Origin of the sequence: Nocardia sp. NPDC005978, assembly GCF_040614455.1 — a bacterium.
In the GTDB taxonomy this organism is placed as follows: Bacteria; Actinomycetota; Actinomycetes; order Mycobacteriales; family Mycobacteriaceae; genus Nocardia.
Genome location: NZ_JBEXUS010000016.1, coordinates 23,852 through 46,716, shown reverse-complemented (window position 1 = coordinate 46,716; position 22,865 = coordinate 23,852). Strand labels below are relative to the sequence as shown.

At 67.6% G+C, this 22,865-nt stretch carries 23 protein-coding genes and 1 pseudogene; 10 read left to right on the top strand and 14 right to left on the bottom strand.

Annotation, left to right across the window (positions count from 1 at the left end):
• Window positions 1-1,092: 1,092 nt before the first annotated feature.
• Window positions 1,093-1,875 (bottom strand): annotated as a pseudogene (locus tag ABZ319_RS10065) (N-acetylmuramoyl-L-alanine amidase); the annotation flags it as partial.
• A 451-nt stretch (window positions 1,876-2,326) separates the two neighbouring features.
• Between ABZ319_RS10065 and ABZ319_RS10060 the strand changes: the two are divergent.
• The 5 genes from ABZ319_RS10060 (at window position 2,327) to ABZ319_RS10040 (ending at window position 7,305) form a co-directional block, all read left to right on the top strand.
• Window positions 2,327-3,808: a DUF222 domain-containing protein gene (locus tag ABZ319_RS10060; protein WP_354985999.1), complete on the top strand. Its 1,482-nt coding sequence runs from the start codon at window positions 2,327-2,329 to the stop codon at window positions 3,806-3,808.
• 819 nt (window positions 3,809-4,627) lie between these two features.
• Window positions 4,628-4,993, top strand: a complete 366-nt coding sequence (locus ABZ319_RS10055) for a hypothetical protein (protein WP_354985998.1) — start codon at window positions 4,628-4,630, stop codon at window positions 4,991-4,993.
• 153 nt (window positions 4,994-5,146) lie between these two features.
• The gene (locus ABZ319_RS10050; protein WP_354985997.1) at window positions 5,147-6,331 is read left to right on the top strand and encodes an FAD-dependent monooxygenase; all 1,185 of its coding nucleotides are present in this window, start codon (window positions 5,147-5,149) and stop codon (window positions 6,329-6,331) included.
• Window positions 6,328-6,765, top strand: coding sequence for a VOC family protein (locus ABZ319_RS10045; protein ID WP_354985996.1), 438 nt, complete (start codon window positions 6,328-6,330; stop codon window positions 6,763-6,765). The genes ABZ319_RS10050 and ABZ319_RS10045 overlap by 4 nt, the downstream gene beginning before the upstream one ends.
• A gap of 48 nt (window positions 6,766-6,813) precedes the next feature.
• The gene (locus tag ABZ319_RS10040) at window positions 6,814-7,305 is read left to right on the top strand and encodes a DinB family protein (protein ID WP_354985995.1); all 492 of its coding nucleotides are present in this window, start codon (window positions 6,814-6,816) and stop codon (window positions 7,303-7,305) included.
• Between the two features lie 25 nt (window positions 7,306-7,330).
• Here the strand turns inward: ABZ319_RS10040 and ABZ319_RS10035 are convergent, their stop codons facing one another.
• The 5 genes from ABZ319_RS10035 to ABZ319_RS10015 all read right to left on the bottom strand — a co-directional run bounded on the left by ABZ319_RS10035 (window position 7,331) and on the right by ABZ319_RS10015 (window position 11,144).
• On the bottom strand, window positions 7,331-7,462 hold the full coding sequence (locus ABZ319_RS10035; RefSeq protein WP_354985994.1) for a hypothetical protein: 132 nt from the start codon (window positions 7,460-7,462) through the stop codon (window positions 7,331-7,333).
• Window positions 7,463-7,496: 34 nt separating this feature from the next.
• Complete coding sequence (locus tag ABZ319_RS10030; protein ID WP_354985993.1) at window positions 7,497-7,898, bottom strand: hypothetical protein; 402 nt, start codon at window positions 7,896-7,898, stop codon at window positions 7,497-7,499.
• Window positions 7,899-7,986: 88 nt separating this feature from the next.
• Window positions 7,987-9,240, bottom strand: coding sequence for a DUF6596 domain-containing protein (locus ABZ319_RS10025; RefSeq protein ID WP_354985992.1), 1,254 nt, complete (start codon window positions 9,238-9,240; stop codon window positions 7,987-7,989).
• Window positions 9,237-9,629 carry a YciI family protein gene (locus tag ABZ319_RS10020; RefSeq protein WP_354985991.1) on the bottom strand — a complete coding sequence of 131 codons (393 nt, stop codon included), beginning with the start codon at window positions 9,627-9,629 and terminating at the stop codon, window positions 9,237-9,239. Before ABZ319_RS10020 ends, ABZ319_RS10025 begins: the two co-directional genes overlap by 4 nt.
• 267 nt (window positions 9,630-9,896) lie before the next feature.
• Window positions 9,897-11,144 carry an alpha/beta fold hydrolase gene (locus tag ABZ319_RS10015; RefSeq protein ID WP_354985990.1) on the bottom strand — a complete coding sequence of 416 codons (1,248 nt, stop codon included), beginning with the start codon at window positions 11,142-11,144 and terminating at the stop codon, window positions 9,897-9,899.
• Window positions 11,145-11,467: 323 nt separating this feature from the next.
• Between ABZ319_RS10015 and ABZ319_RS10010 the strand changes: the two genes are divergently transcribed.
• Window positions 11,468-12,559, top strand: coding sequence for a hypothetical protein (locus ABZ319_RS10010; protein ID WP_354985989.1), 1,092 nt, complete (start codon window positions 11,468-11,470; stop codon window positions 12,557-12,559).
• A 106-nt stretch (window positions 12,560-12,665) separates the two neighbouring features.
• Here the strand turns inward: ABZ319_RS10010 and ABZ319_RS10005 are convergent, their stop codons facing one another.
• The 4 genes from ABZ319_RS10005 to ABZ319_RS09990 all read right to left on the bottom strand — a co-directional run bounded on the left by ABZ319_RS10005 (window position 12,666) and on the right by ABZ319_RS09990 (window position 15,029).
• Window positions 12,666-13,103, bottom strand: a complete 438-nt coding sequence (locus tag ABZ319_RS10005; RefSeq protein ID WP_354985988.1) for a Rieske (2Fe-2S) protein — start codon at window positions 13,101-13,103, stop codon at window positions 12,666-12,668.
• 122 nt (window positions 13,104-13,225) lie between these two features.
• Window positions 13,226-13,813 carry a DUF6529 family protein gene (locus ABZ319_RS10000; RefSeq protein WP_354985987.1) on the bottom strand — a complete coding sequence of 196 codons (588 nt, stop codon included), beginning with the start codon at window positions 13,811-13,813 and terminating at the stop codon, window positions 13,226-13,228.
• The gene (locus ABZ319_RS09995) at window positions 13,797-14,423 is read right to left on the bottom strand and encodes a hypothetical protein (protein WP_354985986.1); all 627 of its coding nucleotides are present in this window, start codon (window positions 14,421-14,423) and stop codon (window positions 13,797-13,799) included. Before ABZ319_RS09995 ends, ABZ319_RS10000 begins: the two co-directional genes overlap by 17 nt.
• Window positions 14,424-14,447: 24 nt before the next feature.
• Window positions 14,448-15,029: a sigma-70 family RNA polymerase sigma factor gene (locus tag ABZ319_RS09990; protein ID WP_354985985.1), complete on the bottom strand. Its 582-nt coding sequence runs from the start codon at window positions 15,027-15,029 to the stop codon at window positions 14,448-14,450.
• A 299-nt stretch (window positions 15,030-15,328) separates the two neighbouring features.
• Here ABZ319_RS09990 and ABZ319_RS09985 point away from each other — a divergent pair, with 299 nt between their 5' ends.
• From ABZ319_RS09985 to ABZ319_RS09975, 3 genes are all read left to right on the top strand, one after another.
• A complete protein-coding gene (locus ABZ319_RS09985) occupies window positions 15,329-15,706 on the top strand; it encodes a hypothetical protein (RefSeq protein ID WP_354985984.1) in 378 nt (125 codons plus the stop codon).
• 20 nt (window positions 15,707-15,726) lie between these two features.
• Window positions 15,727-16,473, top strand: a complete 747-nt coding sequence (locus ABZ319_RS09980; RefSeq protein ID WP_354985983.1) for an SDR family oxidoreductase — start codon at window positions 15,727-15,729, stop codon at window positions 16,471-16,473.
• A gap of 80 nt (window positions 16,474-16,553) precedes the next feature.
• Window positions 16,554-17,306, top strand: a complete 753-nt coding sequence (locus ABZ319_RS09975) for an alpha/beta hydrolase (protein ID WP_354985982.1) — start codon at window positions 16,554-16,556, stop codon at window positions 17,304-17,306.
• A gap of 76 nt (window positions 17,307-17,382) precedes the next feature.
• Here the strand turns inward: ABZ319_RS09975 and ABZ319_RS09970 are convergent, their stop codons facing one another.
• The 3 genes from ABZ319_RS09970 to ABZ319_RS09960 form a co-directional block, all read right to left on the bottom strand.
• Window positions 17,383-18,378, bottom strand: coding sequence for a DUF5996 family protein (locus tag ABZ319_RS09970; protein WP_354985981.1), 996 nt, complete (start codon window positions 18,376-18,378; stop codon window positions 17,383-17,385).
• Between the two features lie 85 nt (window positions 18,379-18,463).
• Complete coding sequence (locus tag ABZ319_RS09965; protein ID WP_354985980.1) at window positions 18,464-19,078, bottom strand: FMN reductase; 615 nt, start codon at window positions 19,076-19,078, stop codon at window positions 18,464-18,466.
• Complete coding sequence (locus tag ABZ319_RS09960) at window positions 19,075-20,214, bottom strand: LLM class flavin-dependent oxidoreductase (protein ID WP_354985979.1); 1,140 nt, start codon at window positions 20,212-20,214, stop codon at window positions 19,075-19,077. The genes ABZ319_RS09965 and ABZ319_RS09960 overlap by 4 nt, the downstream gene beginning before the upstream one ends.
• Window positions 20,215-20,453: 239 nt before the next feature.
• Between ABZ319_RS09960 and ABZ319_RS09955 the strand changes: the two genes are divergently transcribed.
• Window positions 20,454-20,831, top strand: a complete 378-nt coding sequence (locus ABZ319_RS09955) for a hypothetical protein (protein ID WP_354985978.1) — start codon at window positions 20,454-20,456, stop codon at window positions 20,829-20,831.
• A gap of 111 nt (window positions 20,832-20,942) precedes the next feature.
• On the opposite strand, the gene ABZ319_RS09950 is transcribed toward ABZ319_RS09955, so the two are convergent.
• Window positions 20,943-22,847: an alkyl sulfatase dimerization domain-containing protein gene (locus ABZ319_RS09950; RefSeq protein WP_354985977.1), complete on the bottom strand. Its 1,905-nt coding sequence runs from the start codon at window positions 22,845-22,847 to the stop codon at window positions 20,943-20,945.
• Window positions 22,848-22,865: the final 18 nt, after the last annotated feature.

The following is a 22,865-nucleotide window of genomic DNA, read 5'->3' as shown; positions in this document are numbered from 1 at the left end:
GGGTGTGCGTTGCGCGCGCACCTGTGCAGGCTCAGGCGGCAGCGCGCCGGAGACACGGACGCATGAAAAACGCCCCCGCCTCGATGGTTTCGAGGCGGGGGCAGGTCGTACCAGCGACCGACTGTGTTACTTGGCGGGCGCGGACAGCAGCGACGAACTCAGCACCGAGACCAGGCTGTAGGCCACGTTGATGAGATCGGACGCGACGCCGTCCTGACCCATGATCATCTTGGCGAGCGGGCCGAGCAGCTTCACCGCGGTCTGCATGAGCGAGCCCATCGACTCGATATCCAGCACGTCGGTGGACTTCTCACCGGGCGTCTTGGCACCCGGATTGCTCTGCGCGCCAGGGCTTGCCGCACCCGGAACCGCCGCACCCGGAGCCGCGGCGTTCGGGATCGCCGCCCCGGGAGCCGCCACGTTCGGGATGAGCGGGTTCACCGCGGCCGGAGCAGCGATACCCGGCTTGATCGCGTCGGGATGCACCGGCGCGGGCGGGTTCGCCTTCAGCGGGGCCGCGATGGGACGCACCGCGGGAACCTGCTTGTCCGGAACCGGCAGCACCTTCTCGATCTGCGGCGCGGGAGCCGGTTCGGCCGGAGCCGCCTGCGGTGCGGCGGGTTCCGCCGGAGCCGCCTGCGGAGCCGCCGGAGCGACCGGACCCGGAACCGCCGCCTGCGGCGCCACCGACGCCTCGGGGGTGGCGCCCTGACCGGCCTTCGAATCCGCCCCGGGGGCCGGAACCGACTGCGGGTCAACCGTTCCCGACTCCTGGCTCGGAGCGGGTGCGGCCGGCTGTTCGGCCGGAGCCGCCTTGTCGGCCGGAGCCGGGGCGGCGGGCTGTTCGGCGGGCTTGTCGGCCGGAGCCGCGGGCTTGTCGGCCTGCGCGCCCGGCTTGTCCGCCTGCCCCGGGGCCTGCGGGTCCACCTTGCGCTCGTCCGCATTCGGCTGCGCCCCGGGCACCATTCCGAGCAGCTCGGACAGGCCCGGGATGTTCGGGAGTTCCGGCGGCACCCGCAGCGCGGGCTGCGCGGGCGGCGCGGCCGAATCACCCACGACCTGATCGGTCGCCGTCGCCGAAACCGGCATGTTCAGCAGGTACGACACCACACCGGTGGTGATGGTGACCGCGTGCCGCAGCTGACCTTCCGGGGACTCGAGCAGCGCCGCGTCCTCGAGATTGGCGCCATTGCCCATCTCCAGGAAGACATCCGGCACGGTGGTCAGCGCCGGACCGGCGATATCGGCACGCGTCTGCAGCCCCTGGTCCGCGCCGTTGTAGGCCGCGACCGGGAACCCGGCCTGCACGTAGGCGTCACGCATGGCCCGGCTGGCGGCCAGACCCGCACCCGACTGGACCTGGGTGACCTTGGCATCCGGCACCGGGAGCTGCGGCACGATGAGGTGGAAGCCGCGAGCGGTGGCGGGCGCGCTGTCGGCGTGGATGCTGATCGCCACATCCGCGCCGGACTGGTTGGCGGCCTTGGCGCGGTCGTCCACGCACCCGCCCCAGCCCGTGTCGTCGGGACGGCTCAGCACGACACGCGCGCCGAGACCCTCGAGTGAAGTACGCACCAGTTGCGCGACATTCCAGTTCACGGTGTGCTCCGGAATGCCGTTCACGGTGGTCATGCCGCTGGTTTGGCACTCCTTTGTGCCACCGCGACCGTCGTCGACCTGACGGGCGACGTCCTGATTGTGGTTGGGGCCCTGATGACCGGGATCCAGAAAAACGGTCTTCCCAGCCAGCCGCTGCGGCAGCTCGGGCGTAACGGGTGAACCCTGGGCGACGGCGGGCGCGAGCCCTGCCACCGTCGAGAATGCCGCGGCCGTGACGGCGGTGTAGAGACCGGCCTTGACCATGCTCGGCTTCATAACGGACGGCACTCCCGGGCGGGAGCGCCCCTCCCTTCCCACTAGTAACACCAAACCCAGCCATTCACTTTGGCAACGCCAGTCACCTACTAGCAAGCGTAGTAGTTAGCCCTTTTCCGCAGTTCTCCGTGATTTCCTCGAGAGATCCGCAGCACAGAAACCGATTCGGCAATCCCCAGAATCCGACCCCCGGCGCGTCGCGTGGCAGCCGCGGAATTGGGCTATTGACCAGGATTGGGGGTGGCCGGCGCGCCCGCTGCCACGGCGGACGGAGAACGACTGGAGGCCGGGCCCGTGCGAGTTAACGAGTGGGCGCGGGCCTACGAGCGAATGCCATGAATCGTGGGTGGCCGGATTTCGTGCCGTTCTGAACTGTCAATAATTCTGAATACTGTTGTATCACAATAGAATTGGGCTATTGCGGATGGCTATCGAGGAGTAGAATAGGGGTATGAATTCGGGAGGGGAATCCACCATCGCGCACCATGTTGAAGGACATGGCGTCGCAGTGGAGGGTCTGCTCGAATCACCCTTGTTTTCGTCGTCCGATGACGAGGTCATCGCGATGATGCAGAAGCTGGAGGCGGATTACCGCAAGCTCGAAGCGGTGAAGCAGCGTTTCGCTCTCGAATGCGCGGCGCGGGGATTGCCCGCGCGGGCCGGGATCAAGAGTCCGATCGTGTTCCTGCAGCAAACGCTGCGGCTCTCCCATTTCGAAGCCGCAGCTCGGGTACGGAACGCGGACCGGCTCTCGACCGTGTCCGAAGGCAGTTTCCAGCGGCCACCCGTGTTTCCCCACATCGCTGCCGCTCAGCGCGCGGGAGAGATCTCCGCCGAGCACGTGCAAGCGATCGTGAAGGTCCTGGACCGGATCCCCGCCAGTGTGGAAACGGAACTCAAGGAACTCGCCGAACGGACCTTGACCGATTTCGCGCGCACCGATGACCCCAAAGGTGTGACCGCCCTCGGTGTCCGGGTGTTGGCCTATGCCGACCCGGACGGGGTGTTGACCGCGGACAAGGACCGTCAGCGGATGCGTGGGATTGCCATCGGGCGCCAACGCGCGGACGGCATGTTCCCGATCACCGGTCTGCTCACTCCGGAGTTGGGTGCGGTGTTCATGCCCATGTTCGCCAAGTTCGCGCGCCCCGGCATGTGCAACCCCGACGACCCCGAGAGCCCGCACACCACCGCACAACTCGGGATCGACACCGAAACCGACGCCGACGACAGCGACTTGGATGCTGCCACCGTCGCCGCTCGGAACGTGTTGCGGGCCGCTGCCAAGCGTGATCACCGCAGCGAAGCGCAACGCAATCACGATGCGTTGCTGCGGTTCCTGCACCCCGACATGGGACCCACCAAACTCGGGTCCCACCGCGGGCTGCCGGTCTCGACCGTGGTCACCATGCGCCTGACCGACCTCGAGCAGCGCACCGGGCTCGCTACCACGAACACCGGTGGCACGCTCTCGATCACCGAAGCGATCACGTTGGCCGCGCGGTCCACCCCGTACCTGGTGATCGTGGATGCCAACGGCCGCCCCCTGCACCTCTCCCGCGGGCAACGCCTCGCATCAGTAGAGCAGCGCCTCGCACTCACCGCGGTCGAGCGCGGGTGCACCCGCCCCGGATGCGACGCCCCCGCCACCCGCTCCGCCGTGCACCACATCACGGAATGGGCCGAAGGCGGCGAAACCGACATCGAGAACCTGACATTCGCGTGCGATGCCTGCCACGCCCAGGTCAACTCTGGTCCGAACGGCTGGAAAACGATCGTCATGCCCGAAGATTCGGAGCATCCGGGCAAGACCGGGTGGATACCGCCACCCCATATCGACCCCGCTCGCAGACCACGCGTGAATTTCAGTCATCACCCGCGTGTGCGCGGTCCCTCTGGGATCCCGAGGATCCCGGCTCGGCGACTCTGCTAGAGCGCTGCCCTACAGCCGAAACCCAAACCCCAAGAGCCAAGAGACAAAGACCGGCATCGGTGTTCACTCCAGTGGCCGACGTAGCCCCGAACCCACACGCACCCTTCGCCTTCCAGCGGAGTTCGGGAGAACAAGCAAGAACAACGCGGCAATGCTGGTTACCTCGCCTGCCGTACCCGACTTCGGCTCCCCAGCTGGGAGCTGGTTCGCCCTTCCAGCCTGGCTGGATGGCCGTGGGAACCTTCTCGAGACCTACAGACAAAGATCCGTCATCGCTGAATGCTGGTACTGCCTCAGAGGGTGATTGTGGTGAGCGGTAATCGATTCGAGGCTTGCTCGTACCCCCACCGGTGGTCGATTCCGTTTGTCGGCCCGGTAGGGCTGGTACCGCCGTCGAGGCTCCGAACCGGTCCCCGCTGGTATTCCGTTATCCAGGCTGCTTTGCCCCGGGAGGGCCGGAACCGCAGCCGATCGCCCCACCGCACCCCGCTGGTTCTCGTTATCCAGGCTGCTCTCCCCAAGGAGGCTGGGACCGCAGCCCGACCCCCGACCGGTCCCCGCTGGTTCTCGTTGTCCAGGCTGCTCTCCCGGAGGAGGCTGGAACCGCAGCCCGACCCTCCCCACCGCACCCCGCTGGTTCTCGATATCCAGTCGTTCGCAAACCCACCCAATCTCCCAACGCTCCGATACCTCCAAACCCCACCCCACACCCCGAACACCAATTCGGACAACCTGCACCCCAAGCGTTTCAGCCCCCTCCAGTGGGGCAAATCTCAGTTCAGAAACCCCTGTCAGTGGGGACAGGCCGAAAGGCAAGCCATGCCACAAGACTTCGACTCGCGCTCACACCCCAGGTCCGAGATCCACGCGTTCATAGCCGAACTCGCAGCCGCGGGCATCCGCCCGACTCTGCATTCCCGCTCCGCAAGCGCGGGCACACGGCCTTCCATCACCGTGATCGGCTGGGGCATCGGCGGCTGCCGTGGTCTATTGCGCGGCTGCGGTCCCGGCTGCGAACTCGTGGTGACCACGAATGGGAATCTCGTCCTGATGTGCGAGCAACCCGAGCGCTCGCGTCTGCGGCGGGTCCGCCCGCGCTATGTGGATCTGTCCGACTACCAGGATCTGTCGCGCGTGCTGTCACGCGGCCGCGCGCTGCTGCTCCCCCGCCCCCAAGCCGCGTAAATCGGTTCCGCCGCTCTACACGGGCACGAACATCCGCTGAGCGAGTACCGATTAGTTTCGGGTCCGACACTCGTCGTCATCTCTGGACGCGCCGGCATCGGCGCGTGGAGCAGTCGATTCGGGCGATGACCCGGATGTGAGCGGAGGCGCGGTATGAGCGGGACCAAAGTGCTGGTGGCGGGAGCGAGTATCGCGGGGCCCGCGCTGGCCCACTGGCTGCGGCGGTGGGGAGCCGAGGTGACCGTGGTGGAACGGGCGCCCGAGTTGCGGCCCGGCGGGCAGGCGGTGGATGCGCGCGGGGTGACCAAGGATGTCATCGCGCTCATGGGTTTGGATGCGGCTGTGCGGGCCGCGCGCACCGAGACCGCAGGCGCGTACACGGTGGATGCGGATGGGAAGGTGCTCGAGACCTTCAGCGCCGAGGACGATGGCGGGGACGGCTATATCTCCGAGATCGAGATTCTGCGCGGGGATCTGTCGCGGGTGCTGTACGACGACACTCGCGATGGGGTCGAGTACATCTTCGGGGATCGGATCGCTGAACTCACTCAGGATTCCGATGGCGTAGATGTTGCCTTCGAGAGCGGTGATCGGCGGCGTTTCGATCTGGTCGTCGGGGCCGATGGGCTGCATTCGGCATTGCGCGCCATGGTCTTCGGCCCGCGCGAGAAATACATTCACCACCTCGGGCTCGTGCTGGCCTTCTTCAGCGTGCCCAATGAATTCGAGCTGGGCCGCTGGCTGCTGGACTTCCACGATGCCGGGCGCACGGCCGGGCTGCGGCCGGTGCCGGATGCGACGCAGGCGATGGCCATGTTCTCCTTCCCCGCGTCCGAGCTCGATGTCGATTTCCGCGATGTCGCGGCGCAGAAGCAGCTGCTGCGCGAGCGCATGGCCGATATGGGCTGGCTGACTCCGCGCATTCTCGCGCATCTGGAGAGCACTCCCGATTTCTATCTCGATCAGGTCGCCCAGGTGGTGATGGACAGCTGGTCGACCGGTCGCGTGGTGCTGCTCGGGGATGCGGCGTACAGCGCGTCGCCGATGTCCGGGCAGGGCACCGGACTCGCTCTGGTCGGCGCGTATCTGCTCGCCGGGGAACTGGCCGCGAATGACTGGGATCCCGCTGTCGCGTTCCCCGCGTACGAGCGGCGCATGCGCTCGTGGGTCGAGGCCAATCAGGAGATCGGGCGGCTGCACGTGCAGAGCCTGCAAGCTCCCGCGCTGGATGCCGATCCCGATGCGGTACCGGAATTCGACATGGAGTTGATCGAGCGCGCGATCAACGGTGTAGAACTGCCCGATTACGCCACCACGATCGCAAGGAGTGCGTCATGACTGTCCGCCGCCTGGATCACGCCGGGTTCATCGTCGACGATCTCGCGGCTGCTGTCGCGTTCTTCCTCGAATTGGGTCTGGAGCTCGAAGGGGAAGCGACGGTCGGCGGGCCGTGGGCAGACGAATTGCTCGGCTTGGACGGGGTCAGCGCGGATATCGCGGTCGTGCGCACGCCGGATGGCCAAGCGCGCGTGGAACTCTCGACGTTTCGCACGCCCGCGAATCGCCCCGGCTTCCCGCCGTCGCCGGTGAATACCCCGGGCATTCCGCGCCTGACGTTCTCGGTGGACGATGTGGATGATCTGCTGGTGCGCCTGCGCCCGCACGGGGCCGAACTCGTCGGCAAGGTGGCGCAGTACGAGGATCTGTACCGCTACGCGTACGTGTACGGTCCGGCTGGGGTGATCATCGGCCTGGTCGAGGAACTCCGCTGACTCGCCGCCGCAACCTGCGGCCTTACGCCGCACGATGATTGGAGACCGATGGGCTCGTTCGATGTGCCACTGGATGACGACCGCACACAGTTCGAGGCGTTCATCGAGGACTACCGCACTTCGATAGAACAGTCCCTCGACGGCCTCACCGAGGAACAGGCTCGAGCCCACCTGGTCCCTTCCGCGACAACGCTTCTCGGTCTCCTGAAACACGTGACCTGGATGCAACGCGTGTGGTTCGAGGAATGCGTGGCCGGCAATTCACGCAAGTCCCTCGGCCTGGTCCAATCCCCCGACGAGTCCTTCCACCTGACTCCCGAAGACACGATCGCCACCGTCACGGCCGCCCACCGCGCGGCCTGCGCGACGGCCCGGGCGACGGTGGCCGGCCTCCCCCTCGACAAGGTGGTCACCGGCCACCGCTCCGGCCCCCGAACCCTGCACTGGGTCTACCTCCAGGTCCTGCGCGAGCTGGCCCACCACACCGGCCACGCCGACATCCTCCGCGAACAGATCCTCGCCGACCCGGGCGCTCAGTAGGCCCGGTGATCGGCGCGGGCCTCGCTCAACGAACGGTGACGCGAACGAAGTCGGCGACGGGCTCGTCCAGCCCCTTGTTGAAGGTGGCGACGATCGTCCGGTCGCCCCGCACGGTCGGCGTCCAGTTGACCTTGAACCCGAGCGCTCCGACAGTCATGTGCGAGCCGAGGTCGATTCCGGTCCGGCTGTGATCAATCGGGCGACGCCTCCGCGCGTTTGCGGGCCAGGCTGTTCAGGCTGCTGCCGCCGATGTAGAGCATGAACGCTCCGGCGCCGAGCTTGATCCCGTCGAAGACGTCATTGCCCATCTTCGTCTTCGCCAGCCCGCCACCGTTCTTCGTGCCGGGATTGCATATCGCGCTCGGCTGGTCCGGTGACATGTCGTACTCGGAGAAGTCGAGTACGAAGATGTTCCAGTTGTGGCAGGTCACCGTCGAATCGAGCAGGCCGGCGACGCCCCAGAACACCAGACCGCACGCTAGGGCCGCCCAGACCGCGTAGAAGAACCAGTACCTGCGCAGCGTTCCGACGATGTTCTTCACCACGTACCCCCGTTCCCAGCCGGCCACGCTATCACCGTGATCACGGCTCACGGGACGAGCCTTCCGGGACCCCGGAACTACTCCGTGCCATGCGCGATCCCGAATCCGGGCGGCCCGTGCCGGTCGGTGTGCGCATTCATCACACGCCGGGATCCCCGTCGGCGAGGCGGCGGGCACGATCGTTGAGATACCGCTGCTCCGGGACGCTCGTCGCGAGTTGCGCTGCCCTGCGGTAGCTTTCGATCGCGGCGGCGCGGTCGCCCAGCATCTCCAGGAGGTGGGCGCGGACCGCGTGGGTGCGGTGGTGGCGGCGCATCGACGGGTTGTCGAGCAAGGGGGCGAGCAGGGCCAGACCGTGGGCGGGACCGCGCTCCATGCCCACCGCGACAGCGCGATTGAGCGTCACGAACGGGCCGGGGGCGACTCGATCCAGCATCGCGTAGAGGATGCTGATCTGCGGCCAGTCCGTGTCCTGCCAGGTCGGCGACTCGGCGTGGACCGCGGCGATCGCCGCCTGCAACTGGAACCGGCCGATGTGGCCGCGCGGCAGTACACGCTCCAGGATGGCGACGCCTTCCGCGATCAGGTCGCGGTCCCATCGGGATCGATCCTGGTCGGCGAGCGGCACGAGTTCGCCGGCCTCGGTCCGGGTCGCGGTGCGGGCGTCGGTGAGGAGCATGAGGGCCAGGGCGCCCGCGATCTCGTCGTGATCGGGTATCGCGCAGTGCAATTGGCGGGTGAGCCGCATCGCCTCCGCGGTCAGGCTCCAATCCACCAGCGCGCTACCGGTCGACCGCGTGTGGCCCTCGGTGAACAGGAGATGGCACACGTCGAGAACGGCCGCGATGCGCGCGGGCAGGTCCGCGCGGCTCGGCAGCTCGAACACCGCGCCCGCCGACCGCAGGGTCGAGCGGGCCCGGGTGAGTCGCTGGGTCATGGTGCGTGCGGGAACCAGGTAGGCCGCGGCGATTTCGGCGGTGCCCAAACCGCATACAGCGTGCAGGGTCAGGGCCACCTGCGACGGGCGGCTGAGGCTCGGGTGACAGCACAGCACGAGCATGCGCAGCGTGTCATCGCTGTCGCCGATCGGCGCCCGGTCCGCGGCGGGCGCGGTGTGCGCGTCCCGCGGCTGGGCGGCGGCCACGGCCTCCTCCCGCCCCGCTCGCGAGCGATCGGCTCGCACCCGGTCGATGAGCCGCCGCGATGCCACGGTGATCAGCCAGCCTCGCGGGTCCGTGGGAACCCCGTCGCGATCCCACTGCACCGTCGCCGCCTCGGCGGCTTCCTGGGCGGCGTCCTCGCAGTGCCCGAGGTCGCCGTGCCTGCGCAGCAGGGCGGCCAGGACATGCGGCGACTCGCGCCGCCACACGTCCCGCACCACCCCCTCGCTCACTGGTCGTCGCCGCCCGGCCACATCGCGGGCCGCAATTCGACGGTCTCGCCGGGACCCGCGAACTGCGCGGCAATCTCCTCCGCGCGGGCGTGGTTCTCGACGTCGATCAGGAACAACCCCGCCAGATGCTCCTTGGATTCGGAGTACGGCCCGTCGGTCGCCAGCGGCTTGCCGTCGCCCCACCGGTACAGCCGCGCCGATTCGGGCGCACCGAGCGCCTCCCCCGTCACCAGCTCGCCCTTCTCCTGCATCTCCCCCAACAGCTTCTCGAAATCGGAGTTGACCCGGTCCCGTTGCTCCTGTGACATCTCCCGGTACTCGGGCAGGTAGTCGCCGGTGGGATGCCCCCACGGCTGCGGGTTGGAGTGAATCAAGATGACGTACTTCATCACGGCTCCTTCGCGTCCACGGATGCGCCCGACCGACCCATCCTCACCTGAGACGTCGGAGCCGTGCCCACGATGTCGACATCGCGCCGGACGGAATTCCTGCCGGACCGGCCCGGCCGCACTGGCGTCGTGGTCGCTGTCGCGCTGCCGCAGAGCGGGAAGCACGTCGCGAGAGGTGGAAGAGGCGCATCATCCGACCCGGCAAAAATCCGCAGAAACCGTTGCGGTGCAGCAGGTTACGCCAATCAATCGCGGGAACAGCGCTACTCACCGCGTAGACAATTGGTCGTCCAGCCAGTCGAACATTCGCTGGTGGGTCAGGCGGAGGGCCATCGGCTGGCAGTGGAAGCTCGCACCCTCGGCGGCGGTGAACTTGCACAGGTGGGAGGGGCCGCCGGTGATCGTGGCGAGGCGTTGGGACTGGCCGGGCCAGAACTGTTCGTTCTCGGGGTCGGTGATGAACAGCGGGGTCGTGATGTGGGCTGCGTCGGTCGCGGTGAGCGTATAGCGGTGTACCTCGGTCAGCGTGTCGAAGTAGCTCGACTGCCGGTAGGGGCGAGCGCGGAACGTCCAGGTTCTGTTCGTTTGGCTGGACGCCTTCATCCCCCAGAACATGTAGCGGTCGAACCGGCGCTTCTTGCCGGCCTCGAAGGTCTCGAGCAGGCTGCCGGGGATGTTGCCGCGCCAGGACGAGGCCACGTCCACCACGCCCGGATCGGCGATCGCGGCTGCGAAGCGATGTTCCTTCGTCAACGCCTGCGCTATCCAGTAGCCGCCCTGACTCACGCCGTACAGCGCCAGGCGGTCGCCGTCCACGTCGGGACGTTCGAGGAGGAAGTCGACAACGGGAGTCAGCACGGCGTCCCAGTCCGGACGGAACCCGATCCCGTGCTCGAACAGCATCGACTGCTGGCCGGGACCGTCGAAGACGAGCACGTGATAGCCGCGGTCGAGCGCGGCCGCCGCGCCCGAGGCCCACAAACCGCTGATCGCGCCGTCGCTCCCGTTCACCATCACGAGGGTCGGGCACGGCGACGCGTCCGAGCCCGCACGGAAGAAATACCCCGGCATCGTCGTGCCCTCGTAGGGAATGGCAACGCGCTCAACGGGCCGGTCAACGGTGTCGACGAAGCGTTCCCAGTCGGCACGATGGGCGCGAAAAGTCTTCAGCAGCAACTCATCCGAACCCAGCGCACTGGCCGCGTCGATCGCCACCGCCGCGTAGGTCGCCGCGCGCAGATACGCCTGCGCCGCGCTTTCGGCATGCCCGCCGGCGGCCGCGGAATCGGCGATTTCGCGCAATCGAACGCCCAATTCGTTCCAGGCATGGAACCAGTGATCGTGGTCCTTGTCGGCCACCGACGCGATGGTGGCCATGACTTCCCCGGCGTCCGCCGCCCCGTACGCGCACCTCCCGAGAAGTATGCGAACGGTGTAATCGAAGTCGGCGTCGGAATAGAACCCACTGGAATACGCGGCATTGGTTCGCGCCGTGAGAATTGGCAACCAGGGCACAGATCCTCCTTCAACGCCCTGAATCCGATTCGCGCCAGAGATTCAAGGTTCCGGACAGCGTTCGACCATTCGACGATACGCGCCCCCATGACGGTCGAATAACACTCCTGCGGCCGGTATCGGCTGGGAGCCAAACGCGCCGACCGAGCCGCACCATACGCCGAGCCTGTCGGTGACGGGTGATTCGATGTATCCGGCAGCGCGGGAGGCGACTGCCTGGAACAGGATGGGAATCGATGGGGCACACGTCCGTACCGAATGAGGGCTCTTCGGAGAGGGCGGATCCTCTGAGGGACACTACATTCGGGGCCGCGTTCGACGCGGTGCGCCAGCAGTACTACCGGTGGACGTGGGCCGAGGATGAGGTCGGGGCGCTCATTGCCGCCGGGTGGAACCGGATCGGTGACGACGAACTGCGCTATACGTTCAACTCCGCGGAGGGCGACGAGATCGGCACCGACATCTTCGCCGCGGCGTACAAACGGTTCGAAGAATGGTTCGAGACGGCGATCCGGCTGGCGCCCGGGCAAGGTCGGTCCGCTGTCTGGGTGCGGCCGCGTCTGCTGATCACGCTGACATCGCACCACATCGGGCTGATCAAGCAGGCGAGCGAACCTCGATCCGAGAACGTCGACGTCGGCGAGCGGGAGCACGGACCAGAGGTGGCTTGCGAGTGCCATTGTCATTGTGAGGCACAGGGCCTCGACTACTGCAACGAGCTGTACGACTGCGGCGACTTCGACGAAGACGAGTGCGACTGCGCCGAAGAACACGACTGTGAAGCAGAAGAGTGCGACCACGAAGACTGCGATCCGCAGCGCTGCGGTGAGTGCCACTGCTGCGCCTGCTGGAAGAACTGCGGCTGCGACTTCTACAGCACCGAGGAATGCGGCTGCGGCTGCTACGAGTGCACCTGCGATTGCTACAGCGCGATCCTCAACTCACTCGTTCCAATCGGCGACGACGAACCCGTGACCGTGGCGGACCGATGGTCGGACTTCGTAGCGGGCCTGGCGCGGGCACTGACCCGACTCGGTAAGGGCGAGCGGATCGACCTGGCGGCCCACGGACACCGGTACGCGAGCTTTGCTGTTCGAAACCACGCGCTCGAATGCGCGATCGCCGGAAACCGCAGCGTGCCCGCGGAATACCACCTCGATGCCAACCAGCACGCCTGGTTGATCCGACGTGGTTGGTACGAGTTTCACGATCACGACCGGACCAGCAGCGTCTCCTTCGGCTCCGCCTACGACGAGTACGTCAATGCCGCGGAGTCCGCTGTCACCGTGTTGCGAGATTTCCTCGGGGTCGCCAAACCCTCTGATCTCGTCATCGAGACCACAAGCGCTTCGGACACACCAGACGGGCAGCTGCGACGCTGCCTGGAGATCACGCCGGCGACATCCCCGGTCTGAACAACCCTGACGACGGTGACCGACCGGGCTGCCCCACGCGATCAATGCTGCCGGACATGTTGTCCAGCAGCATGATTCACTGTTCTATCGCGGGCTTCCGGACGATTCAGCCGCTGACAATACGATCTCCGTCCACCCGGATCGCGCGGGTGTCCAGCGGCCGGGGAGCCGGGCCGCTCGCCACGCTCCCGTCGAGGTTGAACGTGCTGTTGTGGCAGGCGCAGCGGATCGTGGCGGACTTGACCTCGGTTACCTTGCAGCCCAGGTGCGTGCAGGTGGAGGAGAAACCCTGGAACGTGCCCGGGGTGGGCTGGGTTATCACCGTGTCACCGGCTATCAGGGCGCCGCCCACGGGGACGTCGGCGGCGCGGGCCAGCTCGGTGGGGGGCCTGCCCTTTTCCGCCTCGGTGTCGGGGGCCGCGGTGCCGGGATCGCCGTAGCCCGAGCAGGCGGCCACGGTCAGGGCCGTGGCGGCCGCACCGGTGGCGGCCAGGGCGGTGCGGCGGTCCATGCGAAGGCCGGACGCGGGGATGTGTTCGGTCATGGGGAACTCCTGGTTCGGGGCGGACCGGGCTGGGTCGCCACACTTGTTCGACGGGACAGCGGGGCCGGGGGTTCACTTCGAGGACGAAGTGCGCCCGGAGTCGGGGGCCGGTACGCCGGTGATCAGAGCGCGAAGCCCCGGTACCGGAAGAACCAGACGGCGGAGGTGAACCAGAGCCCGACGAAGCCGGTGAACAGCAGACCGCCCGCCACAGGAATCATCCAGCCGGGCAAGCCTTTCCGCGAGAGAAGCAGCATTTTCGCCACGAACACGCCGTAGACCGCGCACCCCAGGAGCGAGTGCACCAGCACCCGGTCGCTGTAGTCGGCGAATCCGAACGCGTACAGGCAGTGCACCGCGACGGGCAGGCTGATCAGCACCGCGAGCCGGCCCGACCACACGTGCCAGCGCGCGGCCCAGTTTCCCGGGCGCACCTTCGGCAGCAGGCCGTACATGGCCAGGGCGCTGATGTCCTGACCGGCCGCGAGCAGCACCACGGTGGTCGCGAGCCAGGATTTCACCGCGCCGGGGCTGGAGAATCCGGCCAGGCTCACCGCGTAGCCGCGCGGTTCGTGCACGGTGCCGTACACCCCGAGCAGCAGCGCCGTGGCCGCGCCGACGAGCACGATCAGAAGGATGATCAACGCGCCGCGCGGAATACTCCGCACGGGAGACGAAACAGACTGTGCCGGTTCAGAAGTCGGTGTCATTGCCCTGCACCTTTCGCGCGGTGGCGGGCAGTTCGGGAGCGGGGACGGTCGAACCGTCGGGTGCGCGGCGCACACCGGTCACGGTGCCGTCGGCCGCGCGGATCCAGCTGTCGCGACCCGCGTCGGTGCGCGAGATGTACAGTCCGGCCGGCGGTTTCACGGGCGCGGCGATGAAGTCGTAGTCGCGGCCGCCCAGGGTCAGCGTGCCACGCAGTGTCGCACCGATCAGCTCCGCTTCGACACGAGTTTCCTTGCCCGCCAAGCTGGTCCGCCCGTTCTCGGCGCTGCCGCGCAGCCAGGTCTCCACACTCACCCCGTCGCAGGCGTAGGCGACGGACTTGTCGCCGGACACGGTCACGGACAGGGTGATGGGCGTACCCGGGGTGGCGATCACCGCGATGTAATCGGCCTGCGCGGGAAAGACCGCCGTACTCGAGGCAACCACCGAGCTCGGGGCATCCGGTGACGCGGTCACCCCGGCGATGGTGGTCGAACTCGGGGCAGCCACCGTGCGCTCCGGCGCACGCCCGGTGACGGTATTCGTGATCAGCAGCCCGGCGCCGAGGGCGACGGCGGCGGCCAGGGTCATGATCGGGCCCACCCGTTTCATGGCGTTCTCCTCACCCGATGCGCATCACGCGCTGAGCGGAAGTCGGCGCAGCGAGCGCAGGGCGTAGTGCACGCGGGTCTTCACGGTGCCGACCGGCACGCCGAAATCGGCGGCCACGTCCTGATACGCCCGATCGCGCAGGATCACCTGCACCACCGCGTCCCGCTGGGCATCGGGCAGGTGGGCCAGCAGTTCGGCGACGAGCATGCCGTCGGCGAGTCCGTCGGCGAAGTCGGGCCCGGCGCTGCGGCCCTCCACGACGTCACCGAGTTCGTCCCAGTGGGTGTCGCCCGGCCGGGCGGCGCGCACCCGGGCGATATCGGTCAGAATATTGCGCTCGATGGTGAGCAGCCAGGTGCGCACGCTGCCGCGGTCGGGGTTGTAGCTGGCGCACGCTTTCCACGCGCGCAGCAGGGTTTCCTGAACCGCGTGCTCGGCCAGACCGGTATCACCCAGTCGACGCATGGCGCGCCAGTGCAGCAGCGCCTTGTCGGCGGTCAGAATGGCCGAGAGGCCGGAATCGGTGCACAGCCCGGCGCAGCGGGGGGCACAGGGGGCAGAGGTGCTGGTAGGAGCGCTGTCCGCGAGGGGTCGGAGTCTTCTCATGCCCTGAATATCGTTGCCGAGGCCACAAAGAGCATCGGTGATTCCTACCCAATTCAGACACGAACCGAACCATCGGAATGGATATGCCGAACACGCCACTAGGTGAAACGTTTTTGCTTCAAAAAGCTATTGCGCCATAGCTCCCGACGAAAGTCTCGTTAACACAATGAATTCCCCGAAATCACCCAAAACCGACCGTAATCTCTGATAAACCCCACCCGGGAGATTCGGGGATCGCCCAGACCGCACCCGCACCGGCGCGACGTGCGGTGCAGTGAGTTTTCGAGGGAGGAAACACCGTGCGTGCACGTGTGCTCATGACCGCGGGGGCCGTGGCTTCCGCGCTGACGATGACCATGTCCGGAACAGCGGCGGCGCAACCGGCCACCGAGATCCCGGCCGACGGCCTGTACCTGGTGAACGTCGACATCCAGCCCGGTACCTACATCACCGAGGGCACCCCCGACCCGGCGGTCGCCTGCTTCTGGAAACGGCTGTGGAAAGTGCAGACCGAGACCGACTACAACGATCCGAACTACTACATCATCGCCAGCGATTTCACCCGCGTGCGCAACCTGCGCATCGTGATCAAACCCAGCGACGTGGCCTTCCGCACCGACAGCTGCGGGGTCTGGCGGCTGGACCCCAACCCGCCGTCCACCGGCTCCTTCGGGTAACGACGGTTAGGGTGGCGGTCATGACGAGGCGCAAGATTCTCATTACCGGCGCGAGCTCCGGGCTGGGTGCGGGCATGGCCCGCGAATTCGCCCGGCGCGGGCGCGATCTGGCGCTGTGCGCGCGGCGGATCGAGAATCTCGAGGAACTGCGCGCCGAACTCCTGGCCGCCCACCCCGGCATCACGGTGGCCGTGCGGGCGCTGGACGTGGACGATCACGCCGCGATTCCCAAGGTCTTCGCCGAACTGCGCGAGGAACTCGGCGGCCTGGACCGGGTCATCGTCAACGCCGGCATCGGCAAGGGCGCGCGCATCGGCACCGGCCGCGCGGACGCCAATCTGGCCACCGCGACCACCAACTTCGTGAGCGCCCTGGCTCAGGCCGAGGCCGCCATGAGCGTGTTCCGCGAGCAGAACGCCGGGCACCTGGTGCTCATCTCCTCGATGAGCGCCGTGCGCGGACTGCCGGGCAAGAAGGCCGCGTACTCGGCGAGCAAAGCCGCGCTCACCGCACTGGGCGAGGGCCTGGCCATCGAACTGCGCGGCACGCCCCTGAAGGTGACCACCCTGCAGCCGGGTTACATCGCCACCGACATGGCCGACAAGGCCGGCGACACCAAGCTCCTCGCACCCCTGGACAAAGGGGTGAACTCCATGGTCACGGCCATCGAACGGGAGTCGGTGCGCACCTCGGTGCCCGAATGGCCGTGGCGCGTACTGGCTTCGGTCATCCCGCTGCTGCCGCGCGCGGTGATGGCGCGCATGTAGTTCGCAAGGGCGCCCGCGCGGCCCGCCAAAACCGCGCCGCGCCCTTCCCGGTACCGCGAACCGCCGCTAACATCGGCCCGATGGCGAAGTTCACGACCTGGGACGGCTTGCAGCTCAACTACCGCGTGTGGGAGGGCGAGGGCTCGACCGTCGTGCTGCAGCACGGCGTGGTCGCCGACACCAATGCGAATTGGATGAGCGTCGGCGTGGTCGCGGCCCTGCAGGCCGCGGGACATCGCGTGATCTCACTCGACGCCCGCGGGCACGGGCGCTCGGAGAAGCCGCACGACCCGGCGCGCTACTCGTGGCAGGCGATGGCCGACGACATGCGCGCGCTGTTCGACGAACTGGATCTGAACGAGGTCGCGCTGGTCGGCTATTCGATGGGCGGCATCATCTCGCTGCTGGTGACCCAGGCCGATGACCGGGTGCGCCGACTCGCGATCGGCGGCATCGGTTCCGGCGTCGTCGACTGCGGCGGCATCGACTGGCGGGCCATCGACCCCGACGAGATCGTGGCGGCCATGGCCGGGGACGGCTCCGATGCCGTCCCGCGCGCCAAGATGTTCCGCATGCTGGCCGATGCCCTGGGCGCGGACCGCGAAGCCATCGCCGCGCTGGTCGCCGGCCTGAACGAGGCCCCGATCAAGACCGTCGCCGACATCGCCGTGCCAACCCTGGTGCTGGCCGGCGACGCCGACCCGCTGGCCGCCGAACCCGAGCGCCTGGCCGCGGCCATCCCGGACGCGACCCTGGTCGTGCTGCCGGGTGATCACTTCGCCGCCACCATCGACCCGGGATTCGCGGGCGCGCTGGTCGAGTTCCTGGCCTGAGCGACACGCTGGGCTGTCACGCTGAGCCGCACCGCTTTTCACGGGTGCGGCGGCGAACTCCCGCCCGTGCCGGGTGTTACTCGGGCCAGCCGCGCCAGACCTCCTGCAGCACCGGGTCGGTGATGCCGCCCGGGCAGGCCAGGGCGGGCGCGTCCCAGCCCGCGAGTTTCGAGCCCGCGGCGTAGGCCGAGCGCAGGAACTCGAGGGCCGCCCCGGCCGGATCGTCGCTCGCCCGGGCCGCGTCGTAGGCGTAGTAGGCCGCGTGCGCCGAGCCCGAGGGCACCCAGCGGGCCGCGGCCGGGGACAGCGGGAAGTCGGTCAGCCCGGCCGGTTCGGGCGCGGTGTAGGAGTAGAAGGTGGGCTCGGGGACCTTGTCGTCGCCGAACCAGAACCCGGCGCTGATCTCCTCGCGCGAATACGCCTCGCGGGTCACCGGATCCACGCTCTCCCCCATCGCGACCTTGGTCTCGGAGAAACGCTGCACCGCGAGATCGAAGGTGTGCCAGAAGAGCTGGACCGGGCTGATCTTGCCCGAGTAGCCGGCACTGAACTCCTCGAGCACCCGCCCGACCTGGCTCAGCACGCGGAAGGCGCGCTGGGCGGCGATCGGGTCGTAGTGGTGATGCTCCTCGTCCTCGTCGAACGGCCTGCCGTGATCGGGCAGGTCGTACGGCGTGGGGTGCACGATGGTCACCTCGACGCCGAGATTGTCCAGCGCGCGCATGGTCTCGGTGTAGAAGCTGGCCACCGATTGTTCGCGCAGTTCGACCTCCTCCTGGATGCCGCGATCGGTGGAGATCCGCAGCACGTGGTCGAAGAAGTCGAACTCGCAGGTGAAGACCGGGCCGTCGGTGGCGGTGCCCAGCGGCACGGTGGTCCAGCCGCGGGCGGTGAGCCGGAAGGTCATATGCCACCAGTGATTGCGGCGGATTCCCTTGGCCAGCGCCACCTTCCCGACGATCTGGGTGAACCGGTGCAGTGTCTCCTTGGTCGGCCGCCACGCGTCCAGGGGCAGCGCGGGCAGCACCTCCCGGGCGGTACCCGTGCCATTTCCCGAGGAGGATTCAGACATTGCCCTACCCACTTTCGTTCGAGACGTCGGTGTTCGGAGGAGGTGCCGCCGTACGGAACGAGTTACCGTTCGCACTGCATAGTAATCAGCTATTTCGAAGCAATTGCTCGAACGGCACGGGATCGGCGTACGGGTCGGGCCTGACCCCGTGCGGGCGCCGCGCGACCAGATCCGTGAATTCACCTGCCGCCCGGAGAATTCGATCACCCAGTCCGGCACTCGCGCCGGAATCGACTCCGCCCGTGCCCCAATCCTCGGACGCGGCGTAGACCGAGGTCGGCACCACAACCGCCCGCAGGTAGGCGAACAACGGCCGCACCGCGTGGTCGAGCGCGAGCGAATGCCGGGCCGTGCCGCCGGTGGCGGCGATCAGCGTCGGCTTGCCCACCAGCGAATCCGGTTCCAGCACATCGAAGAAGGTTTTGAACAGGCCGCTGTAGGAGGCGGTGAAGATGGGCGTGACAGCGATCAGGCCGTCCGCGCTCACGACCTTGTCGATGGCCTCGCGCAGCGGGCCGGCCGCGAACCCGGTGAGCAGGTTGTCGGCCAGTCCGTGTGCGACATCGCGCAGTTCGATCACGTCGAACTCGACGGGTTCCGGCGCCAGCCCAGCCTTGGTCGCGGCCATCAGGCGATCGGCCAGCAATCTGGTCGACGACGGCTGCGACAGTCCGGCCGATACGACGGCTATGCGGGTCATGCGGTCACCTCGCTGTCCTGTGGCACGGTGGCGTCCTCGGTCCGCTCGGCGGCCTGGGCCGCGGCGTCGCGGGCGGCGACCAGCGCGGCGTGGGTCGGACCCTCCGGCACGTGGGCCGGGCGCAGGGCCGCGAATTCCTTGCGCAGCACCGGAACCACCTCTTCGCCCAGCAGATCGAGCTGCTCGAGCACGGTCTTCAGGGGCAGGCCCGCGTGATCCATCAGGAACAGCTGGCGCTGGTAGTCGCCGAAGCTCTCGCGGAAGCTCAGGGTCTTCTCGATGACCTGCTGCGGGCTGCCCACGGTGAGCGGGGTCTGCTCGGTGAAGTCCTCGAGCGAGGGCCCGTGCCCGTACACCGGCGCGTTGTCGAAGTAGGGCCGGAACTCGTTCACCGCGTCCTGGGAGTTCTTGCGCATGAACACCTGTCCGCCCAGACCCACCACGGCCTGATCGGCGGCGCCGTGACCGTAGTGCTCGTACCGGCGGCGGTACAGCTCGATGAGGCGCTTGAAGTGCTCCTTGGGCCAGAAGATGTTGTTGGCGAAGAAGCCGTCGCCGTAGTACGCGGCCTGTTCGGCGATCTCCGGGCTGCGGATCGAACCGTGCCACACGAACGGCGCGACGTCGTCCAGCGGGCGCGGGGTGGAGGTGAAGCCCTGCAGCGGGGTGCGGAACTTGCCTTCCCAGTCGACCACGTCCTCCCGCCACAGCCGATGCAGCAGGTGGTAGTTCTCGATGGCCAGCGCGATGCCGTCGCGGATGTCCTTGCCGAACCAGGGGTAGACCGGTCCGGTGTTGCCGCGCCCGAGCATCAGGTCCACCCGGCCGTCGGCCAGGTGCTGCAGCATGGCGAAGTCCTCGGCGATCTTCACCGGGTCGTTGGTGGTGATCAGCGTCGTGGAGGTGGACAGGATGATGCGCTCGGTCTGCGCCGCGATGTAGCCGAGCATGGTGGTCGGCGAGGACGGCACGAAGGGCGGGTTGTGGTGCTCACCGGTGGCGAAGACGTCGAGACCGACTTCCTCGGCCTTGCGCGCGATGGCGACCATGGCCTTGATGCGCTCGGCCTCGCTGGGCGTCCGGCCGGTGGTCGGGTCCATGGTCACATCGCCGACGGTGAAGATTCCGAACTGCACGGGGGCCTCCTCGGGCTCGCTTCCACTTTTGGTGGATATGTCAACCAGCTGAACACGAGCTTATACCGCACTATTCCACCGCTGTGACCCGAAACACACTGATGGTGGTGGTAGTCACACGCAACCTACCTGCGACAACAATGAAAGTCGCAGTAGTGCAAGATCTTTCAAAGTATCCTGAACATTCCCCGCGCAACGCCGGAGATTAACCGCAGAGCATGGACAGGGGGTAGATCCGCATGGCGGACAACACCGTCGGCACGGCGTACGCCGTTGTCGTGACCGCGGTCACCGACCCGCACCAGGTGGAGGGCCTGGAGTGGGAGCGGGCCGTGGAGTTATTGCCGAGCCTGGACTCCTCTGCCATGCAGAGCTGGGTTCGCGCGCAGGAAGCCGAGGGGGCCGCAGCGGCCAAGGGTGACGAGACGCGCCGCGGGGTGGTGATCCCGGGGCCGCAGCGCCGGGTGGAGCCCCGCCATCCCTATCGCGAGGTGTGTGTACCGCCCGCCGAATATCAGTTGTTCAGTGCCGCCGTACGCATTCGGCCCTCGCAGGCGGCCGACACCGCCCGAGCGGAGGATGATTCACGACCCCTGAGACTGTTCCCCCGGCGGTGACGTGACGGCGCGGGGTGGACGCGCCGGACAACACGAATCCCCCGGAGCGGCGAGGCTGCTCCGGGGGATCACCCGGTAGGTACGGGACAGGCGGGAGCGCGAGGGCGGGTTTCAGGGGGTCACGATGGCGAAATTGGGATCCGGCTCATCGAACAGCGCGGTGAGCTTCAGGAAGCTCTGCGCGTCGCCCTCTACCTGCAGCGCACCGGATTTCAGCGCCTCCTGGATGTCCTGGCCGGCCAGCAGCACACCGATCAGGGTCGCCCGGGTCAGGGTGAAGGTCACCTCGGGGTCCGGCAGCCCGCCGCCCTCGGGCAGGTCGTAGTGGATCAGGACGCCGTTGCGCAGCTCGAGCCGGTGGGTGCGCTCGAGATCGGTGAAATGCCAGTCGCTGATCGCCTTTTCGTTCCACGCCTTGACCCCGTCGAGGCGCAGCGACAGGGCGTCGAAGACCTGCTCGACGCTGAGCGCGGCGAGCATGGTCGGCGAGCTGGTCGCTGTCGGCGTGCCGACATTGCCGTTGCGCAGCTCATAGGCCGCCATCAGGTACACGTTGCGCCAGGTGGCATTCTCCGAGCCGAAGCCGAGCTGCTCGAATGTACTGGCCTGCAACGCTTTCGCGGCCTCGTTCGAGGGATCGGCGAAGATGACGTAGTTGAGCACCTGCGCGACCCAGCGGTAGTCGTTCTGGTCGTAGGCGGCCTCCGCCTTGGCCACCACGGCTTCGGGGCCGCCCATGAAATCGACCATGCGCACCGCCTGCTCGACCGGCGGGTGCTCCCACAGGTGCGCCGGATTGCCGTCGTACCAGCCCATGTAGCGCTGGTAGATGGCCTTGACGTTGTGGCTCACCGAGCCGTAGTAGCCGTGGGTGCTGTAGTTGCCCGCGACAGCCGGCGGCAGCTCGATCATTTCGGCGATCTCGCTGCCGACATACCCCTGGTTCAGCCGCCGCAGCGTCTGATCGTGCAGGTAGGCGTACAGATCTCGCTGGATCGACATGTACTCCACCAGCCGATCGGTGCCCCAGGTCGGCCAGTGGTGCGAGGCGAACACGACATCGGAGTCGCGGCCGAACATGTTGATCGACTCGGTCAGATACTGCGACCACACGTGCGGATCGCGGACCAGCGCACCGCGCAGGGTGAGCAGGTTGTGCAGGGTGTGGGTGGCGTTCTCGGCCATGCACAGTGCCCGATGATCCGGGAAGTAGAAGTTCATCTCCGAGGGGGCCTCGGTGCCCGGGGTGATCTGGAAGATGATCCGCACCCCGTCGACCGTCTCCTCCTGACCCGTATGCGTCACATCGAGATTCGGGTCGATCAGGGTGACGGTGCCGATCGAGGCGGTCTGCCCCAGTCCGGATCCCACCTGCCCCTTCGGCCCGCGCGGCAGCACCGCGCCGTACATGTAGGCCGCGCGCCGTGCCATCGCCGTTCCCGCGTACACGTTCTCGGCTACCGCGTGCTCGAGAAATCCCGACGGGGCGATCACCGGCACCTTGCGTTCGGCGACCTCGTCGACGCCGATGACGCCGAGCGCGCCGCCGAAGTGATCGACGTGCGAATGTGTGAAAATCAGCCCGGTCACCGGCTTGTCGCCACGATGCTGCCGATAGAGCGCGAGCCCGGCCGCCGCCGTCTCGGCGGAGACCAGCGGATCGATCACGATCACGCCGGTGTCGCCCTCGACGATCGTCATCTGCGAAAGGTCCAGGCCGCGAACCTGATAGATGCCCGGGGTCACCTCGTACAGGCCCTGCCGGATATTGAGCCCGGACTGCCGCCACAGGCTCGGATGCACCGAGGACGGGCAGGATCCGGCCAGAAAGCCGTAGGAGTCGTTGTCCCACACCACTTTTCCATCGGCATCGTGCACGATGCCCGGTTCCAGCGCCGCGATGAAACCGCGGTCCGCGTCCTGTTGGTCACTGGGATCGGCCAGTCCGGGATCCAGGGATGCCCGCGTGTTCTGATCGACGATGAACGGGCTGGGATCGGAAATCGCGCTGCTCACTGCTTGCCTCCTGTGGGG

Excerpts from the sequence above, each read along its gene's own strand:
- ABZ319_RS10060 (WP_354985999.1), top strand. The coding sequence starts at position 2,327 with ATGAATTCGGGAGGGGAATCCACCATCGCGCACCATGTTGAAGGACAT.
- ABZ319_RS10055 (WP_354985998.1), top strand. The coding sequence starts at position 4,628 with ATGCCACAAGACTTCGACTCGCGCTCACACCCCAGGTCCGAGATCCAC.
- ABZ319_RS10050 (WP_354985997.1), top strand. The coding sequence starts at position 5,147 with ATGAGCGGGACCAAAGTGCTGGTGGCGGGAGCGAGTATCGCGGGGCCC.
- ABZ319_RS10045 (WP_354985996.1), top strand. The coding sequence starts at position 6,328 with ATGACTGTCCGCCGCCTGGATCACGCCGGGTTCATCGTCGACGATCTC.
- ABZ319_RS10040 (WP_354985995.1), top strand. The coding sequence starts at position 6,814 with ATGGGCTCGTTCGATGTGCCACTGGATGACGACCGCACACAGTTCGAG.
- ABZ319_RS10035 (WP_354985994.1), bottom strand. The coding sequence starts at position 7,462 with ATGACTGTCGGAGCGCTCGGGTTCAAGGTCAACTGGACGCCGACCGTG.
- ABZ319_RS10020 (WP_354985991.1), bottom strand. The coding sequence starts at position 9,629 with ATGAAGTACGTCATCTTGATTCACTCCAACCCGCAGCCGTGGGGGCAT.
- ABZ319_RS10005 (WP_354985988.1), bottom strand. The coding sequence starts at position 13,103 with ATGACCGAACACATCCCCGCGTCCGGCCTTCGCATGGACCGCCGCACC.
- ABZ319_RS10000 (WP_354985987.1), bottom strand. The coding sequence starts at position 13,813 with ATGACACCGACTTCTGAACCGGCACAGTCTGTTTCGTCTCCCGTGCGG.
- ABZ319_RS09995 (WP_354985986.1), bottom strand. The coding sequence starts at position 14,423 with ATGAAACGGGTGGGCCCGATCATGACCCTGGCCGCCGCCGTCGCCCTC.
- ABZ319_RS09990 (WP_354985985.1), bottom strand. The coding sequence starts at position 15,029 with ATGAGAAGACTCCGACCCCTCGCGGACAGCGCTCCTACCAGCACCTCT.
- ABZ319_RS09980 (WP_354985983.1), top strand. The coding sequence starts at position 15,727 with ATGACGAGGCGCAAGATTCTCATTACCGGCGCGAGCTCCGGGCTGGGT.
- ABZ319_RS09975 (WP_354985982.1), top strand. The coding sequence starts at position 16,554 with ATGGCGAAGTTCACGACCTGGGACGGCTTGCAGCTCAACTACCGCGTG.
- ABZ319_RS09970 (WP_354985981.1), bottom strand. The coding sequence starts at position 18,378 with ATGTCTGAATCCTCCTCGGGAAATGGCACGGGTACCGCCCGGGAGGTG.
- ABZ319_RS09965 (WP_354985980.1), bottom strand. The coding sequence starts at position 19,078 with ATGACCCGCATAGCCGTCGTATCGGCCGGACTGTCGCAGCCGTCGTCG.
- ABZ319_RS09955 (WP_354985978.1), top strand. The coding sequence starts at position 20,454 with ATGGCGGACAACACCGTCGGCACGGCGTACGCCGTTGTCGTGACCGCG.